This is a genomic window from Pseudomonas sp. SMN11 (genome assembly GCF_052041945.1).
Lineage (GTDB): Bacteria > Pseudomonadota > Gammaproteobacteria > Pseudomonadales > Pseudomonadaceae > Aquipseudomonas.
Genome location: NZ_JBKGGW010000053.1, coordinates 1 through 16,878, shown reverse-complemented (window position 1 = coordinate 16,878; position 16,878 = coordinate 1). Strand labels below are relative to the sequence as shown.

Below are 16,878 nucleotides of genomic sequence, written 5' to 3'. Positions count from 1 at the left end.
CATCATCCGAGCGGCGCAGGGCCTTGTAGGAGCGGCCTTGTGTCGCGAAAGGGCTGCGAAGCAGCCCCAAGATTGCAGCAATAAACTTGAAATTGTTGGGGCTGCTGCGCAGCCCTTTCGCGACACAAGGCCGCTCCTACAATCAGCGTTCGCGCAGGGCTTCGCGGGCGCGGTTCAGCGGTTTGATCAGGTAATCGAGGATGGTCTTCTCACCCGTACGGATATCCACCGTGGCAATCATCCCCGGCACGATCGCGAAGTGCTTGCCGGCCTTGTTGGTCAGGCTGTCCTGTTCGGTGCGGATGAACACCCGGTAGTAGTAGATCTCCGGCTTCACTTCGTCCTGCAGGGTATCCGGCGAAATGCCCACCACCTTGCCTTCCAGCCCGCCATACACCGAGTAGTCATAGGCACTGATCTTGACCTTGGCCGCTTGGTCGGGGTGGATGAAGGCGATGTCCCGTGGGGCGATGCGGGTTTCGATCAGCAGGCGCTCGTCCATCGGTACGATCTTCATCACCTGCCCGCCAGGCTGCACCACGCCACCCAAGGTGTTGACCTCGATGTCCTTGACGATGCCGCGTACCGGCGAACGCAGGGTCAGGCGGGTCAGCGAATCGCTGCGCCCGCGGATCACTTCCGACAGGCTGTCGGCCTCGGCACTGGCCTTGGCCAACTCTTCGCGCGCTCGCACCAGGTACTCGGAGCGGGCTTCGTTGGCCTTGAGCTCCAGCTCCGAGCGCTGGCGGTTCAGGCGGATCACTTCGACCCGGCTGGAGGCGCCCATCTTGGCCAGGTTCTCGGTGATCTTCAGTTCCGCGCGCACCAGCCGCAGTGAATCTTCGATGCCAGCCAGGGTCTGCTCCAGGCCGCGACGGCGGGTTTCGTACAGCGCCGTTTCGGCGTCGATCAGGTCGGGCGAATCGCGCAGGCTTTCGGGGAAGCTCAGCGGCTTGCCGGTGACCTCGGCACGCAGCCGCGCCACGCTGGCCTTGGCCGCTCGGTACTTGGCTTCGCTCTCGCCAACGCTGGAAGCGGTCTTGGTCGGGTCAAGCTGGGCAAGCACCTGACCGCGCTCGACTAGGTCGCCTTCGGCCACGTTCATCTCGGCGACGATGCCACCTTCGAACGACTGGATCACCTGCTCGCGTGAACTGGGGATCACCTTGCCGGTGCCGGTGGACACCTCGGTTACCTCGAAGCAGGCAGCCCAGGCCAGGAACGCAGCGAGCATGATCGCGCAGGTTGTGATGACGCGCCCGGCGCGCAGCACGGCCTGGTCGTCCTGGCCATCCAGGTAGGAGGCGGGGAGTTCTTGGTTGCTCATGCCTGCGCTCCTTGCAGCTTGGCCAGGGCGGCGTCGCGTTTGTCGTCGATGACGATGCGCCCGCCGTCCAGCACGATGATGCGGTCCACACGCTGTAGCACGCTGAGGCGGTGGGTGGCGATCACCAGCGTGCGGCCCTGGCAGAAGCGATCGAGGTTATCCAGCAGCTTGCGTTCGGTGACGTCGTCGAGCGAGGCGGTAGGCTCGTCGAGCAACAGCACCTGCGGTTGGCGAACCAGCAAACGCGCCAGCACCAGGGCTTGGCGCTGCCCGCCGGACAGGCCCACGCCGCCTTCGAGAATCAGGTGGTCGAGGCCCTTGGGCAGGTGGCGGACGAACTCCAGCGCACCAGTGGCAGCCAGCGCGGCCACCAGTTCCTGGTCGCTGGCCTGGCCGGCGCCGAGGGTGAGGTTTTCCCGCAGGGTGCCGTGGAACAGCCGGGCGTATTGGGCCAGCAGGCCAACGTCACGGCGCAGGTCGGCCGGGTCGAGGTGGGCCATGGCGATGCCGTCGAGGTTGACTTCGCCCTGGCTCAGGTCCATGGCACCGCCCAGTGCCTGCAGCAGGGTCGATTTGCCGGCGCCGTTGCGCCCGAGCACGGCGATGCGCTCGCCGGGCTGGATGTCGAGCTGGCCGATGCTCAGCACTGGTTGTGCTTCCGGGCTATAGCGGAAGTGGGCCTGGCGCAGCGCATATTCGCCACGGATCGCCGGCAGGTGCACGCGGGCCTCGCCTTCGGGGTGGTCGACAGGTGCCTGCATCAGTTTGTCCAGGCCTTGCAAGGCGACCTTGGCCTGCTGCCAGCGGGTCAGCACATGGGTCAGCTGCGCCAGCGGCGCCATCATGCGTGACGACAGCATCGAGGCAGCCACCAGGCTACCGGTGGTGAGGTCGCCGGCAATCACCATCGGCGCACCGATCACGATGACCACGGCAAACACCGCGCCCTGCACGTTCTGGGTCCAGGTCACCAGGCCGTTGGTCAGGGTACGCAGGCGCAGGTTGGTGTGCGCGCAGGCAGCGTTGTACTGGTTCCACTGGCGCTCGAAGCGCGCCTCGGCCTGTAGCGCCTTGATCTCGTCCAGGCCCTGGATGCTCTCTACCAGCATGGCGTTGCGCAGCGATGACTCACGCATCGAGGCATTGGCCAGTGCCGCGAGGCGCCGCTGCGCCAGCAGCCCCGGGATGACCATGGCCAGCAGCGCCACCAGCGGGATGAACACCAGCACCCCGCCGATCAGCCAGAACACCAGCAGGAACAACAGGAAGAACGGCAGGTCGGCCAAGGCCGTGGCAGTGCTCGAGGTGATCAGGTCACGGATCGACTCCAGCTCGCGCAACTGCGAGATGAAGGAGCCGGTGGATTTCGGCCGTGCCGAATTGCGCAGGCGCAGCGCATGGCCGTAGACCAGGTCGGAAACCCGCAGATCGGCACGCTTGCCCAGCAGGTCGGTGACCTTCAGCCGCAGCAGGCGCATGCTGAAGTCGAACACCAGCGCCAACACCACGCCGCCGAACAGCACGTACAGGGTCGGCAGGGACTCGGCGGGGATCACCCGGTCATACACCTGCATCGAAAACAGCACCCCGGCCAGGGCCAGCACGTTGGCCACCAAGGAGGCGACCATCACCTGGCCGTACGGGCGCAGGTCGCGCAGCACTATGCGGGTAAACCAGTGGCGATCGTAGGGCGCGGTGTAGTCGTCGGTGCGCACATCGCGCAGCGGCCGTGCCGGGCGCATCAAGGCCACGCGGTTGATGCGCCCTTCGAGTGCGTCACGGGGCAGCCGCGAGGTCAGGCGCTGGTCGCCGGCAAACACCACGGCCAGTTCGTTTTCCTCGGTCACCGCCTCGACCGTGGCCAGCTGGCCATCGTCCAGTTCCAGCACCAGCGGCGTGCGCCACTGGCGCAGAGCCTTGGCGTCGTAGCGCACGAAGCGCAAGGTCAGCCCGGCCTGGCGTGCCATGTGCCGGAGGATTTCATCCAGCGGGCGGGCATCTTCGACCGCCGCCAGGCGGATGCGCTGGGGCGAGACATCCAGGCGATAGTGGTGGGCGACCTGTAGCATTACTTCCAGCCAGGGGCCCAAGTCGGGCCGGTGCACCACCGCCGTCTCAGGGTTCTGCGCCTGACCGGCCTGGGTCAGCTTGACGGTATCGTTCATGGCTCGATTTCCACCCCTTGCAGGTTGCGCCCTTCCAGCCCGAAGGCGGTACGCAGGGCGCCGGAGTTGTACAGGCAGTCGACATCCAGGCGCAGCAGGTCGGAGCGGGTGCCGGCGAGTTCGAAGCGTGACTGGTAGATCTCCTGCTCGGCGTTGAGCAGGTCGAGCAAGGGGCGGGTGCCCAGGTCCAGGTACTGCCGGCCATACAGTTCGCGGGCTTCCTGGATGCTGGCCTGGCGCGCTTCCAGCGAATTCAGGCGTCGGCCCAGCCCGGACGTCTGTGCCATGGCTTCGGCCAAGCCGCGGCGGGCCTGCAGCCGCGCGGCGTCTTCGGCGGAATCGGCGGCGCTCAGGGCATGGCCGGCAGCGCGGCTGCGGGCGCTGATGGCGCCACCCTGGTAGATGGGTACTTCGACGTTCAGGTAGATGCCCGCCTGGGTACGGTCCAGGCTGCGGTTGTCGCGGTTGTAGTCGTTGTCCAGGTAGTGGTTGACCTGCGGTTGCAGCGACAGCGTGGGGTAGGCTTCGGCCTTGGCCTGGGCCAGTTCGGCCTGGGACTGGGCGCGCAAGGCCAGGGCCATCAGCACCGCCGGCAAGCGGTCGCTGCCGCCTGAAGAGCGCTTGCACGCCTGTTTCAGTTCCGGTGGCGATGCTTCGGCCAAGGCCGGCGGTGGCACCCGGCCAAGCAGTTCGGCCAGAGTCGAACGCCAGCGTTCGTACTGCGACTGGTATTCCTCGAGGGTGGCGCGGGCGCCTTCCACCCGCGACTCGGCCTGGACCACATCGGAGCGGGTGCTGGCGCCCATGTCGCTGCGCTGGCGGGCCATGCCGGCGATGTCGCCAACGCCACGGATCTGGTCGCGGGCGATGCCCATCAATTGTTCGTAACGGCGGGTTTCGATCCAGGCGTAAGCGGTGTCGCGGGCAAGGTCGTCGACCACCAGCAGGATGTTGGCCTGGGCCCGGGTAGCGGCGGCCTGGGCGGCACTGACGGCATTGTCGACCTTGCCGAAGTCGTAGAGCATCTGCTTCAACGACAGGTTCAGCGCCTGGCTGTTGCGGTCGCCGCCGTATCCGGTGTCATAGCCGGTGCGGATACCGCCGGAAATCTGTGGGTAGTAACCGGCACGGGCGACGTTGATCCCTTCGCCCTGCTTGTAGAGGTTGCCGACCGCTTCGGCGATGCTTGGGTGCCACTGCGCGGCGGTCAGCACCGCTTCGGCCAGCCCCAGGCGGTCGCCATTGCTGGCGGCCTGGCCGGAAGGAGGGCGGGCGGGAATGGCATCGGGCGCGTCGCGCATCAATGACGGCCCGATGGTACGCAGTCTGGGGTCTATGTCGTCGGCTGCCTGGGCAACCGGGTCTAGGTTCAACACCAGGAGCCCGAAGGCTCCCAGCCACAGCGGTGACAGCGTACTGCTTCGCTTCACGAAATTCCCTTACTGCTGTTCGTCCTTGCCGCCGGGCAGTGTGCCCGGCGGGATGCAGCGGCCTCAGACAACATGGATGCTGTTCTGCACCCAGAGGTGATGGCTCGGATCTTCCTGGGCCGTGTATTGGTTATAGTCGATACCGTCGACAGATTGGTTCCCGACCAGGGACCAGTTGTCCGTCATGTGCACCGAGTCTTTGTCATCTCCCTTGATGATCAGCGTGTCGTTGCCGGTTTCAGTGATCTTCACCACGTCCGCCAGGTTGAGGGTCAGCGCTACGGCACTGGTGTCGTTGAGGTCGATGACCTCGATGTTGTGGATACGGTCGGCCAGGTTGCCCAGGTCGATGCTGGCATCGCCGCCGCCCCACAGCAGGGTGTCGGTACCGGTGCCGCCATCGACGCTGGCGAAGTTCTGGTCGACCACTTCGAGGGTGTCGTTGCCCGCGCCGCCTTCCAGGGTGATGTGCCCGCCCTGGCTGCCGACCAGATGGTCGTTGCCGTCGGTGCCGGCGATCACCTCGCTGGAGGCTGAGGCTGCGACGCTGGCCACGGCCACGCTGTCGTCGCTGGGGTCGGCCACCAGCGCGGAGAAGGTGGTGAGGCCGGCGGCGTTGTCCAGGTTGACGGTCAATGTAGCGGTGTCGGTGGTGCCGTTAGGGTGGGTCAGCTCATAGGTGAAGGTATCGTGCTGGCCGATCACCGCCGAGGTCAGCCCGCTCTTGAGGGTATAGGTGTAGCTGCCATCGGCATGCACCAGCAGCGTGCCGTAGGTGCCGGCAACGCTAACCCCGTTGTAGCCGGGGATGGTGTAGGTGCCGGCGGCGGTCAGCACGCTCAGCACAGTCAATGCCGAACCCAGATTGTCGGTACCGGCCGGATCGGTGATCAGGTTGCCGCTCGCCGCCGTGGCGCTGCTGACCACGAACTCGGTGAGGTGCGTGGTGGTGGTGTTGAGGCTGGTGGTGATGGAGCTGGCCAGGCCGATGCCGCCGGCGCTGACCACGATGTGGTAAGTACCTGCGCCCTGGTTCTGGAAGGTATAGCCGGCGCCACCGCCGAGCAGGCTGATGAGCGAGCCGCCACCCACCGTCTCCACCACCACGTATTGGCCGGTGGCTGGGTTGAGCTTGAGCAGTTGAATGGTGGTGCCGTTGAGCAGGCCCAGCAGGTTGGTGGAGTTGACCACCACTTGCAGGTTGGCCGTGGTGTCGGCGGCCACCGTGGTGGTGTAGGTGGCCGAGCGCGAGCCGATCAGTGGCAGGGTCAGCGAGCCCAGGGTGGCGCTGCTGCTGTCGACCCGGTTGGCCAGGGTGATGTGGCTGCTGTCGACGTCGTTGACGGCATCCACCACCGTGGCCGGCGCGCTGAGGTTGCTGTCGTTCCAGATCTCCGTGGCCTGTGGGCTGTCGATGCGCACGTAGAGGTTGGCCGTGGCGGTCAGCCCGTTCGGGTGCACCAGTTCATAGCTGAACACATCCACCTTGCCGACGCTCGACGGGCTGCCGCTCGGGGTGTAGGTGTAGCTGCCGTCGGCATGGATCACCAGGGTGCCGTATTGGCCCTGCACCGTGGTGCCCGCGCCACTGGCGGCGGTCACGTAGCTGCCGTTGACCAGTATCTTCAGCACGGCGCCGCTGTCCGGGCCGAGGGAGTCGACCACGCCATTGGTGCCCGGGTCGGTGATGACGTTGCCCGAGGTAGCGGTGCCGGTGCCGGTGAACTGGGTCAGGCTCGTGGCTTCGATGTCCAGGCTGGTGGTGACCTGGGTTATCAGGCCAATACCGCCGCTGGCCACGGTCAGACGGTAATCGCCGGCCTGCAGCTTGCCGATGTCGACCTGCAGCCCCAGTGGCAGCACGATCAGGTCGAGCAACCCCTGGGTGTTGCCGGTGGCGAGGGTCACCCAGGCGCCGCTGGCGTCCTTCACCTGCAGGGTGAAGGTGGAGTTGTTGAGCAGCGCCAGCACACTGTTGGTGGTCAGCGTCAAGGTCGGGTCGACCGTGGTGCCAGGCGCAACCGTCCAGGTGTAGGTCTTGCTGAAGCCCGACAACAGGGTGGTGAAGCTGTCGGTGTAGGTGGTGGTGGCGGTGACCGGCGCCAGGTTGACGGTGGCGGTGGCCAGGTTGTTGCTGGCGATTACCGGGGCGTTGGCATCGACGTCCGGTGCAGTGATGTTGACGTTGCCGGACACGTTGCTGCGCGGGTCGGTCAAGGTTACCGACAGCACCTGGCCGTTGTCCTGGGCAGGGCTCAGGGTGACGGTGAAGGTGCCGTTGGGTTGCACGGTCGCGGTCTGCAACACGGTGCCGCTGGCGCTGCGCACGGTGACCGTGGCGCCGACCTCGCCGGTGCCGGTGAGGGTGGTGCCGTCGGCGCTGATCACCAGATTGGCCGCGTTGGCCGGTGGCGTGAAGTCCGGTGCGGTCAGCGCGGTGGCGGTCGAGGTGTTGCCAGCGACATCGGTCAGGGTGACGCTCAGCGCCTGGTTGTCGATCTGCGCGGCGGTAAGGCTGACCACGAACAGGCCGTTGCTACCCACCGTGGCGGTGCCGAGGACGGTGCCGGCACTGTTGCGCACGGTCACCGTACTGCCGATCTGGCCGGAGCCGCTGATGGACGTGCCGTTGGCATTGATCGCTGCCACCGGCGCGGCTGGCGGGGTGGTGTCTGGCGCGGTGATGCCGGTGCTGCCAGACAGGTTGCCGGCGGCATCGGCCTGGCGCACCACCAGGGCTTGGCCGTCGTTCTGTGCGGTGGTCAGGGTGACGCTGAATGTACCGTTGGCCTGCACTACGGCTCTGCCAACTTCAGTTCCACCAGGGCCTGTCACCGTCACGGTGGCGCCCGCTTCGCCGACGCCAGTGAGCACGGTCCCGGTGCCATTGATCGCCAGGTTGGTCGGTGCCAGCGGGGCCTGAACGTCCGGTGCGGTATAGCTGGTGGCGCCGGACACGTTCAGCGCGACGTCGGCCTGGGTCAGGCTCAGTACTTGGCCGTTGAGCTGGGCGCTGGCCAGATTGATGCTGAACACCCCGCCGCCATTGACCAGGCCGGTACCGAGCACGTTGCCGCTGGCATCGCGCACGGTCACCGTGGCGCCGGCTTCACCGGTACCGGTGAGCACCAGGCCGTTGGCCGACAGCGCGCTGACCACCGGGTTGGCCGGTGGGGTGATGTCGGCTGCTGTCAGGAACACCGGCTGCGACTCACCGCCCAACAGCGACACCGAGGTCACGGACAGGTGTTGGCCGTTGAGTTGGGCAGCGCTCAAGGTGATGCTGAAGCCACCGTTGCCAATGTTGGCCGAGCCACTGCCGATCAGGTTGCCGGCGGCGTCGTAGACGCGAATCGACGTGCCGGTGGCGGCGGTACCGGTGAGGGTCAGGCCGTTGGCGGCCAGCGCCACGTTGACCGGTGGCTCGGGCGGTGGCACCAGTGGGGTGATAAAGGTCGCCACCGCCGACGTGTTGTTGGCAGCGTCGGTTTGCGTGACGGCCAGGGATGCGGCCGAACCCGGTGCAGGTGACAGGTTGATCGAGAAGTTGCCGCCACTGTCGACCTGACCCGTGCCGATCACCACGCCGCCGAAGCTGACCGTCACGTTCGCGCCGGCTTCGCCGCGCCCGGTGAGGATGTTGTAGGTGTTGTTGACGGCGAGGTTGGTGACCGCCGTGGGTGGCACGGTGTCGATGGTCTGATAGGTGGCCGGCTGCGAGGCATTGCCAGCGGCATCGGTCGACACCACGGTCAGCACTTGGCCAGTGCTCTGCGAACTTGCGAAGGTGACGGTGAAGACGCCGCCAGCCGGCACCGTGACAGTGCCCAGTACGGTGTTGTCCGGAGCGCGTACGGTGATGGTGCTGCCAACCTCGCCCGTACCGGTGAGCAATGTGCCGCCGGTGAGGACCAGGTTGCCGGGCTGTACAGGTGGGGTCAGGTCCGGTGCGGTCAGCAACAGCGGCGCGGATGGGTTGCCGGTGGCGTCCTGGGCGATAATGGTCAGCACTTGGCCATTGATTTGCGCAGTGGTGAGGGTGATCACGAAGCTGCCATCGGCGGCAACGGTGCCTTGACCGATCAGGTTACCCAGGTTGTTCATCACCGTGATGTGCGCGCCAGCCTCAGCGCTAAGTGGGATACCGCTGATCTGAGTGCCACTGGCGTTGAGGGCAGCGGCTACCGTGGCCGGTGGGGTAATGTCGACGGCGGTGAGGCTGCTGATTGGCGAGATGTTGTTGCTGGCATCCTGCAGGGTGACCTGCAGCACCTCGCCGTTGAGTTGCGCTGCGCTCAGGTTGACCACGAAGGTGCCGTTGGCCGCCACCGTGGTGGTGCCGATCTCCACGGTGCCGACGTAGACCCGCACCGTGGTACCGGCCTCGCCAGTGCCGCTGAGCTGGTCGCCGGCAGCATTGAGGTGCAGCGAGGCCGCCGCAGCCGGCGGGGTCAGGTCCGGTGCGTTGACCGAGACCGGTTCGCTGATGTTGCCGGGTGGGTCGGCCTGCTGTACCGACAGCACCTGCTGGTTGATCTGTGCGGGGGTCAGCGTAACGCGGAAGCTGCCATCGGCGAGCACCAGGGTGGTGCCCAGTAGTACGCCCGCGGCGTTGGTCACCGTAACGGTCGCACCCGGTTCGCCGGAACCTGTGACCACGCTGCCGTCGGCGTTGATGGCGACGTTGGTGAGCAGGTCTGGCGGGGTGAAGTCCGGTGTCTGCAGGGTCGCGACGGCCGACACGTTGCCAGCGCTGTCGGTCTGGGTAAAGCTGAGCAGTTCGGCATTGCCCAATGCCGGGTTGAGGGTGATGGTGAAGTGGCCGCTGGCATCGACCAGCGCCGTGCCGATCGTTTGGCCGAGGGGGTTGAGGACCGTAACCGATGCCCCCGCTTCGCCCCGGCCGGTGATGGTCACGCCATCACTGGAAATGGCCAGTTCGCTGGGCGCATTTGGTGGAGTCGTATCCGGCGCGGTAATAGCGGCGGCGGTGGACTGGTTGCCGGCGGCATCGGTCAGTACCACCTGCACTTGCTGGCCGTTGGCCTGCGGTGTGAGCAGGGTAACCTGGAAGGTGCCGTTGGCCAGGACCACACCAGTGCCCAGCACGCTACCGTCGAGCGCGACGACCTTGACCAGGGCATTAGCTTCGCCGGTACCGTTGAGCAGTGTGCCGCCCCCGGCGAATGCCAGGTTGGCCGCTGCATCCGGCGCTACCCGGTCTGGCGCGGTGAGGCTGATGCTGTTGGACTCGTTGCCTGCGGCGTCGGTTTGCGCGGCGCTGAGCAGTTGCCCGTTGATCTGTGCGGCATTGAGGTTGAGGGTGAAGTTGCCGTTGGCATCGACCACTGCGGTGCCCAGCGCCAGCCCGCCGAGGCCTGTTACCGTAACGGTGGCGCCGGCTTCCCCGTGGCCGGTCAGTACCAGGCCATCGGCGGACAGCACCAGGTTGCTCAGCGGTTGCGGCGCGGTGGTATCCGGCGCCTGCAGGGTGGCCGGTAGCGAAACGCCGCCGTCGGTGCCCACCGCGCTCACATGCAGGACTTCGCCGTTGGCCTGGGCACTGCCGAGGGTGACGGTGAAAGTGCCATCGTTGCCCACCGGTGCGCTGCCGAGCAACGTGCCTGAGGGGCCGTAGACGTTGACCGTGGTACCCGGCGTGGCCGTGCCGGTGACGGCCAGGCCATTGGCCGACAACACCAGGTTGCCGGGGATGTCCGGCGCGGTGATCCCGGGTGCGGTGACCGTCAATGCAGGGGAGGTGTTGAGTGCGGCATCAGCCTGGGTCACGCTGAGGATTTCGCCGGTGCTGGCGGCAGGGATCAAGGTCACGCTGAAGTGGCCATCGGCACCGACGACCGCCGTGCCCAGGATCGTGCCGTCCGGTGTGCGCACAGTGACTGTGGCGCCGACCTCGCCGGTCCCCGCCAGCGTCGCACCATTGGCAGCGACGGCGAGGCTGGCGACTGCGGCCGGTGGCGTCGTGTCGGCGGCCGTGTAGGAGGCGGCAGTCGAGATATTGCCCGCGGCATCGGTGGCGGTCACCTGCAGGGTCTGGCCGTTGCTCTGCGCGCTGTTCAAGGTGAGCTGGAAGGTGCCGTTGCTGGTGGCCACGGCGGTACCCAGCACATTGCCCGCGGCATCGCGCACGGTCACGGTGCTGCCCGCTTCGGCGTTACCGCTCAGCTGCAGGCCGCCACTGGACAGGGCCAGGGCGCTAGGCGCCGCGGGTGGCGTATGGTCAGGTGCGATGACGCTGACGGCGGTGGAGGTGTTGTTGCTGGCGTCGGTCTGGGTCACGCTCAGGTGCTGGGCATTGAGCTGGGCACTGGTGAGGGTGAGGGTAAAGCTGCCATTGGCCGCTACCAGGCCGGTGCCGATGATGGTGCCATCCGCGCCGCGCACGGTCACGCTGGCACCGGCTTCGCCGAGGCCTGTGAGGGTGAGCCCGTTGTTGTTGAGCACCACGTTGGTCAACGCGGTTGGCGCGGTCAGGTCTGGAGTCGCCAGGCTGATGGCGGGCGACACGTTGCCAGCGGCGTCCACCTGGCTCACACCAATCGCCTGGCCGCTGATCTGCGGCGTGTCGAATATCACCGTGAAGCGCCCGTCGGTGCCTACGATGGCACTCCCAAGCACGGTGCCGGCGGCATTGCGCACCTGCACGGTGGCACCCACTTCGCCGCTGCCGGACAACTGCTTGCCGTCGGCACTGAGTACCGGGTTGCCAACTGCGGCGGGTGGTGTGCGGTCTGGCGTCGCCAGGCTGGCAGGGCCGGACACGTTGCCCGCGGCATCGGTCAGGGTCACCTGCAGCGGGCTGCCGGTGGTTTGCGCGCTGGGCAGGGTGATCTGGAACTGCCCGCTCAGGTTTACCGTGCCGGTGGCCAGAATGGCGCCGCTGGCGTCACGCACGGTCACGGTCGCACCGGCTTCGCCCTGGCCACTGACCACGGTGGCAGCGCTGTTCAGGCTCAGGCCAGTGGCGGCGTTCGGCGCCTGCAGGTCGGCTGCTTGCAGCGTGGCCGCCAACGAAACGTTGCCGGCGGCGTCGGCCTGGGTGATGGTGAGGTTCTGGCCATTGGCCTGGGGCGGTATCAGGGTGACGCTGAACAGGCCGTTGCTGGCGACGGTCGCGGTGCCCAGCACGGTGCCTTGGGCATCGACCACACGTACCGTGGCGCCCACTTCACCGTGGCCGGTCAGGGTGCTGCCGGTGCGGTCGAGGGCCAGCAGGTTCGGCGCATCCGGCGCAGTGGTGTCGGCGGCGACAATGATCGCCGGCACCGACGGTTTGCCTCCGACCGCCAGGCGAGCGCTGACCTGCAGGGTCTGGGCATTGAGCAGGGCATTGGCGAAGAAGATGTGGAAGACGCCATCGGTGCCGACCGTGCCAGTGCCCAGGGTGGTGCCGCCGGAGGTAACGGTGATCAGTGAGCCGACTGTGCCTTCACCGGTCAGCAGGAAACCGTCGGCACTCAACGACAGGGCGGATGGCGTGGCGGCTTCGGTGCCGTCAGGGCCGCTGACATTGATGGATGTTTCGTTGCCACCGCCATCGCGTACCACCACTTGCACCGTGTCGCCGGTGACCAGAGGTGGGTTGACCGGTATCACGAAGGTGCCATCCGGCCCGGCGGTGCCGGTGCCCAGCTCGGTGTTGCCGTCGCGCACGATGACCGTTGTGCCAGGCTCGGCGCTGCCGCTGATGGTGCCGCCGTCGGGGCTGACCGTGACGTCGGCGGCCGGGGCGGGCGGGGTGGTGTCGGGCGCAGTGACGGTGGATGGCGCGGTTGCGTTGCCGGCTGCATCGCTGACCACCACGCTCAGGGTCTCACCGTTGGTGAGCGGCGTATCCAGTGGCACGCTGAAGCTACCATCGCCGTTGACCGCGACGGTCACCACGTTGCCGTTCGGGTCGGTCACGGTCACCGAGCTGGCACCTGGCGCAGTGCCGGTGACGGTGCTGCCGTCCGGGCTGACCAATAGCCCGACGGGCAACTCCGGCGGGGTAATGTCCGGCGCGCTGACCGGTGCGCTGGTGGACGCGTTGCCTGCGGGGTCGAGCAAGGTAACCTGAAGCGTCTGGCCATCGAGTTGCGCCGGGGTCAGGGCCACACTGAAACTGCCACCGGCGGGCACCACCACGCTGCCAAGCAGGTCGCCTGCGGCGTTGCGAACCTCGACCGTCGCGCCGACTTCGCCAGTGCCGTGCACGCTGCTGCCGTCGGCGCTGACTTGCAGGCCAGCCGGCGTGGCCGGGCCGGTGGTGTCCGGTGCGGTGAACGAGGTCGATGGCGAGTTGTTGCCGGCACCGTCGATCAGTACCACCGACAGGACCTGGCCATTGGTCTGTGGGGTGCTGAGGGTGATACTGAAGCTGCCATCGGCACCGACAATGCCGTCGCCGAGCAATTGCCCGGCGCTGTTACGCACTTCCACGGTCGTGCCGATTTCGCCCACACCGTTGAGCACGGTGCCGCCGCTGACCAACCCCAGGACCACTGCCGGGCTGGGTGCTTGCAGGTCACTGGCGACCACGGTGCCGGCGCCAGAGGCGTTGCCGCCCCCATCGGTCTGGGTGACGGACAAGGTCTGGCCGTTGAGCTGCGCAGGGATGAGGGACACGCTGAAACTGCCATCGGCCTGAACCACTGCAGTGCCCAGTACCACGCCACCGACGCCGGTCACTTTCACTTGCGCGCCAGGCTCGCCGCTACCGGTGACGACGGCGCCGTCGGCCGACAGCAGCAGGCCGATCGGCGCATTCGGCGCCTGGGTATCCGGGGACGGTAAACCGACGGCGGCAGAAACGTTACCGGCAAGGTCGGTCTGTTCGACGGTCAATGCCTGGCCGTTGGTCTGTGGCGGAACCAGGGTGACCGCGAAGCTGCCATCGCCAGCCACCAGTGCGCTGCCCAGCACGCTGCCGTCTGGGCCGCGTACCGTGACCGTGGCACCGGGTTCACCGGTACCGCTGACCGTCGTGCCCGTGCCGTCGATGCTTGGACTGCCGACCACCTGTGGCGGGGTGTGGTCGGGTGCGGTGAAGGCCACTGGCCCGGCACTGTTGCCGAGGCTGTCGGTGGCCTCCACGGTCAGGCTTTCACCGTTGCGCTGCGCCGCAGTGAGGGTGACGTCGAAGCGCCCGTCGGCGCCGACCAGCGCAGTACCCAGCACGCTGCCATTGGCCGCGCGCACGGTCACCGTCGAGCCGACCTGGCCCAGGCCGGTGAGGTGCAGGCCGGTGATGTCGACACTCAGGGCGGAAGGCTGCAACGGGCCATCTGTATCCGGGGCGGTAATGTTGGCGGTCGAGGTGTTGCCTGCGGCATCGCGCAGTACCACATCCAGTGCCTGACCATCGGTTTGCGCGGGGGCCAGGGTAACGCTGAACTGGCCGTTGGCACCTACTATCGCGCTACCGAGCAGCGTGCCCTGGGCGTTGGTCACCTGCACCGTGCTGCCAGGTTCGCCGCGGCCGGTGAGGGTGACGCCGTCGGCGCTCACCACCAGGTCGCTGGCCTGGTTGGGCGGGGTGATGTCCGGTGCGCTGATCTGGGTCGGCAACGAGCTGTTGCCGTCGGCATCGATGGCAACCACGTCGAGCAGTTCGCCGTTGGCCTGGGCCGGAATGAGGCTGATGGTGAAGGTGCCATCGTTGCCGGCTTGGACGCTACCGATCACGTTGCCGTTGGCATCGCGGACCTCCACCAAGCTGCCGGCTTGCGCGCTGCCGCTGATCGATGTGCCATCGGCGGCGACCACCAGCCCGCTGGGGCTTTCCGGCACTTCGGTGGCCGGGACGATGACCGTCAGGGCCACCGACGGGTTGCCGGCAGCGTCGGTTTGCACCAGCACCAGCACCTCGCCCGCAGTGACCGGGTTATCGAGGTTGACCAGGAACGTGCCATTGGCCGCGACTACACCGGTGCCGAGGACAGAGCCATTGACATCGCGGATTTCCACCGTCGCGCCAGGCTCGCCGCGGCCAGAAACCGTCAGGCTGCCGTCACCGACCACCACATTGTTGATGATTGCTGGCGGGGTGATATCCGGTGCGGTGTAGCTCAGCGGCGTAGAGGCGTTGCCGGCCGCGTCGGTGGCGGTGATGGACAGTTGCTCACCATTGGCCTGGGCAGGGGCGAGGACCAGGCTGAAGCTGCCATCCGCAGCGACGATGCCGCTGCCGATCAGGTTGCCATCGGCATCACGCACATCGATTCGGGCACCCGGCTCGGCGGTGCCGGCCAAGGTGATGCCATCGGTCAGGCTGAGCCCGATCGGTTGCGCAGGCGCCAGGTGGTCCGGCGAGGTCAGCGGGCTGGGTGTCGAGACGTTGCCAGCGGCGTCGGTGAGGGTGACCTGCAGCGACGAGCCATCGACCACGGGTGCCGTCAGTTGCAAGGTGAAGGAGCCATCGGCTTGCACGGTACCGGTACCGATCACTTGGCCCTGGTCATTCAGCACATTGACCGTGGCATTGATTTCGCCGCGGCCGGAAACCGTGCGGCCATCGGCACTGATGATCAGGTCGGTGGCGGGCTGCGGCGGAGTGGTGTCACCACCGCCATCGACGTCCGGCGCGGTGACGTTGCCTGCCGTGGAGGTGTTGCCTGCAGCGTCGGTGGCAGTAACCTGCAATTGCTCACCGTCGACTTGCGCGGGCGTGACGGTGACGCTGAAGGCGCCTGAAGCGCCGGCCACGGCGGTGCCGAGCACGGTGGTGCCATCGGCGGCCAATACCCGTACGGTGCTGCCCGGCTCCGCGCGGCCGCTGACCGTGCTGCCATCGGCGCTGACGGCAAGGTTGTCGGGCGCGATTGGGGCGGTGATGTCCGGGGCGCTGATCTGAGCGGGCAGGGAGACGCCGCCGGCGGTGTCGACGGCAGTCACGTTCAGCAGTTCGCCATTGGCCTGCGCCGGGTTGAGCACGACGTTGAAGGTGCCTTCGGCGCCAACCACCACGCTGCCCACCACGGTGCCGTTGGCATCGCGCACATCTACACGGGTGCCGGCCGGGGCGTTGCCGCTGAGGCTGCTGCCGTCGGCGGCAATGACCAGGCCGCTGGGACTGTCCGGTACCTGGGTCAGCGGTATGTCATATTGCACCGCTGGGGAAGGGTTGCCGGCTGCATCGGTCTGTACCAGGCTCAAGCGCTCGCCCGGCTGCGCGGCGGGAGCCAGGTCGATCAGGAAGGTGCCATTGGCACTGACAATACCTTGGCCAAGCAGGTTGCCACTGGCATCGCGCACCTCGACGGTGGCACCGGCCTCGCCGCGGCCACTCAAGGCCAGGCCGCCGTTGCCGACCGCAATATTGCTGACTTCGGCAGGTGGGGTTATATCCGGCGCCGTGTAATCGAGTGGCACGGAGGTATTGCCCGCCGCGTCGGTCAGGCGCACGTCCAGCGTTTCGCCATTGGCCTGGGCCGGGGAGAGGGTAATGCTGAAGTTGCCATCGGCACCCACCGTGCCGCTGCCGATCAGGTTGCCGCTGCCATCGCGCACTTGCACGATGCTGTTGGCTTCACCTTTACCGCTCAGGGTCACGCCATCGATCAGGGCCAGGTCGGTGGGTTGTGCCGGGGGTTGCAGGTCGGGCGAGGTCACCGAGCCTGGTTGCGACACGTTGCCGGCGGCGTCGGTGAGGGTTACTTGCACGCTGCTGCCATCGTTCACGGGCGGGTTGAGGGTAATCTGGAAGTTGCCATCGCCGGCGACGGTGCCACTGGCGATCAGGTTGCCCTGAGCATCGCGCACCTGCACGCTGGCGCCCACTTCGCCACGGCCACTGAGCTGCTGGCCGGCCAGGGCGATCACCAGGTTGGTGGGCGCATCGGGTGGCGTGGTATCGCCGCCATCGATGTCGGGGGCGGTGACGTTGCCAGCGTTGGACGTATTGCCAGCTGCGTCGGTGGCGGTGACTTGCAGCACTTCACCGTCGACCTGCGCG

General features: G+C 67.2%; 4 protein-coding genes. All 4 read right to left on the bottom strand.

Annotation, left to right across the window (positions count from 1 at the left end):
- Positions 1-142: 142 nt before the first annotated feature.
- On the bottom strand, positions 143-1,327 hold the full coding sequence (locus ACLEJU_RS27165; RefSeq protein ID WP_435424856.1) for an HlyD family type I secretion periplasmic adaptor subunit: 1,185 nt from the start codon (positions 1,325-1,327) through the stop codon (positions 143-145).
- Positions 1,324-3,492 (bottom strand): type I secretion system permease/ATPase, encoded by a 2,169-nt coding sequence (locus tag ACLEJU_RS27160; RefSeq protein WP_435424857.1) that lies wholly within the window; start codon positions 3,490-3,492, stop codon positions 1,324-1,326. The genes ACLEJU_RS27165 and ACLEJU_RS27160 overlap by 4 nt, the downstream gene beginning before the upstream one ends.
- Positions 3,489-4,922: a TolC family outer membrane protein gene (locus tag ACLEJU_RS27155; protein WP_435424858.1), complete on the bottom strand. Its 1,434-nt coding sequence runs from the start codon at positions 4,920-4,922 to the stop codon at positions 3,489-3,491. The genes ACLEJU_RS27160 and ACLEJU_RS27155 overlap by 4 nt, the downstream gene beginning before the upstream one ends.
- Before the next feature lie 63 nt (positions 4,923-4,985).
- On the bottom strand, positions 4,986-16,878 hold an 11,893-nt coding region (locus ACLEJU_RS27150), incomplete at its 5' end, for a BapA/Bap/LapF family large adhesin (protein ID WP_440776760.1).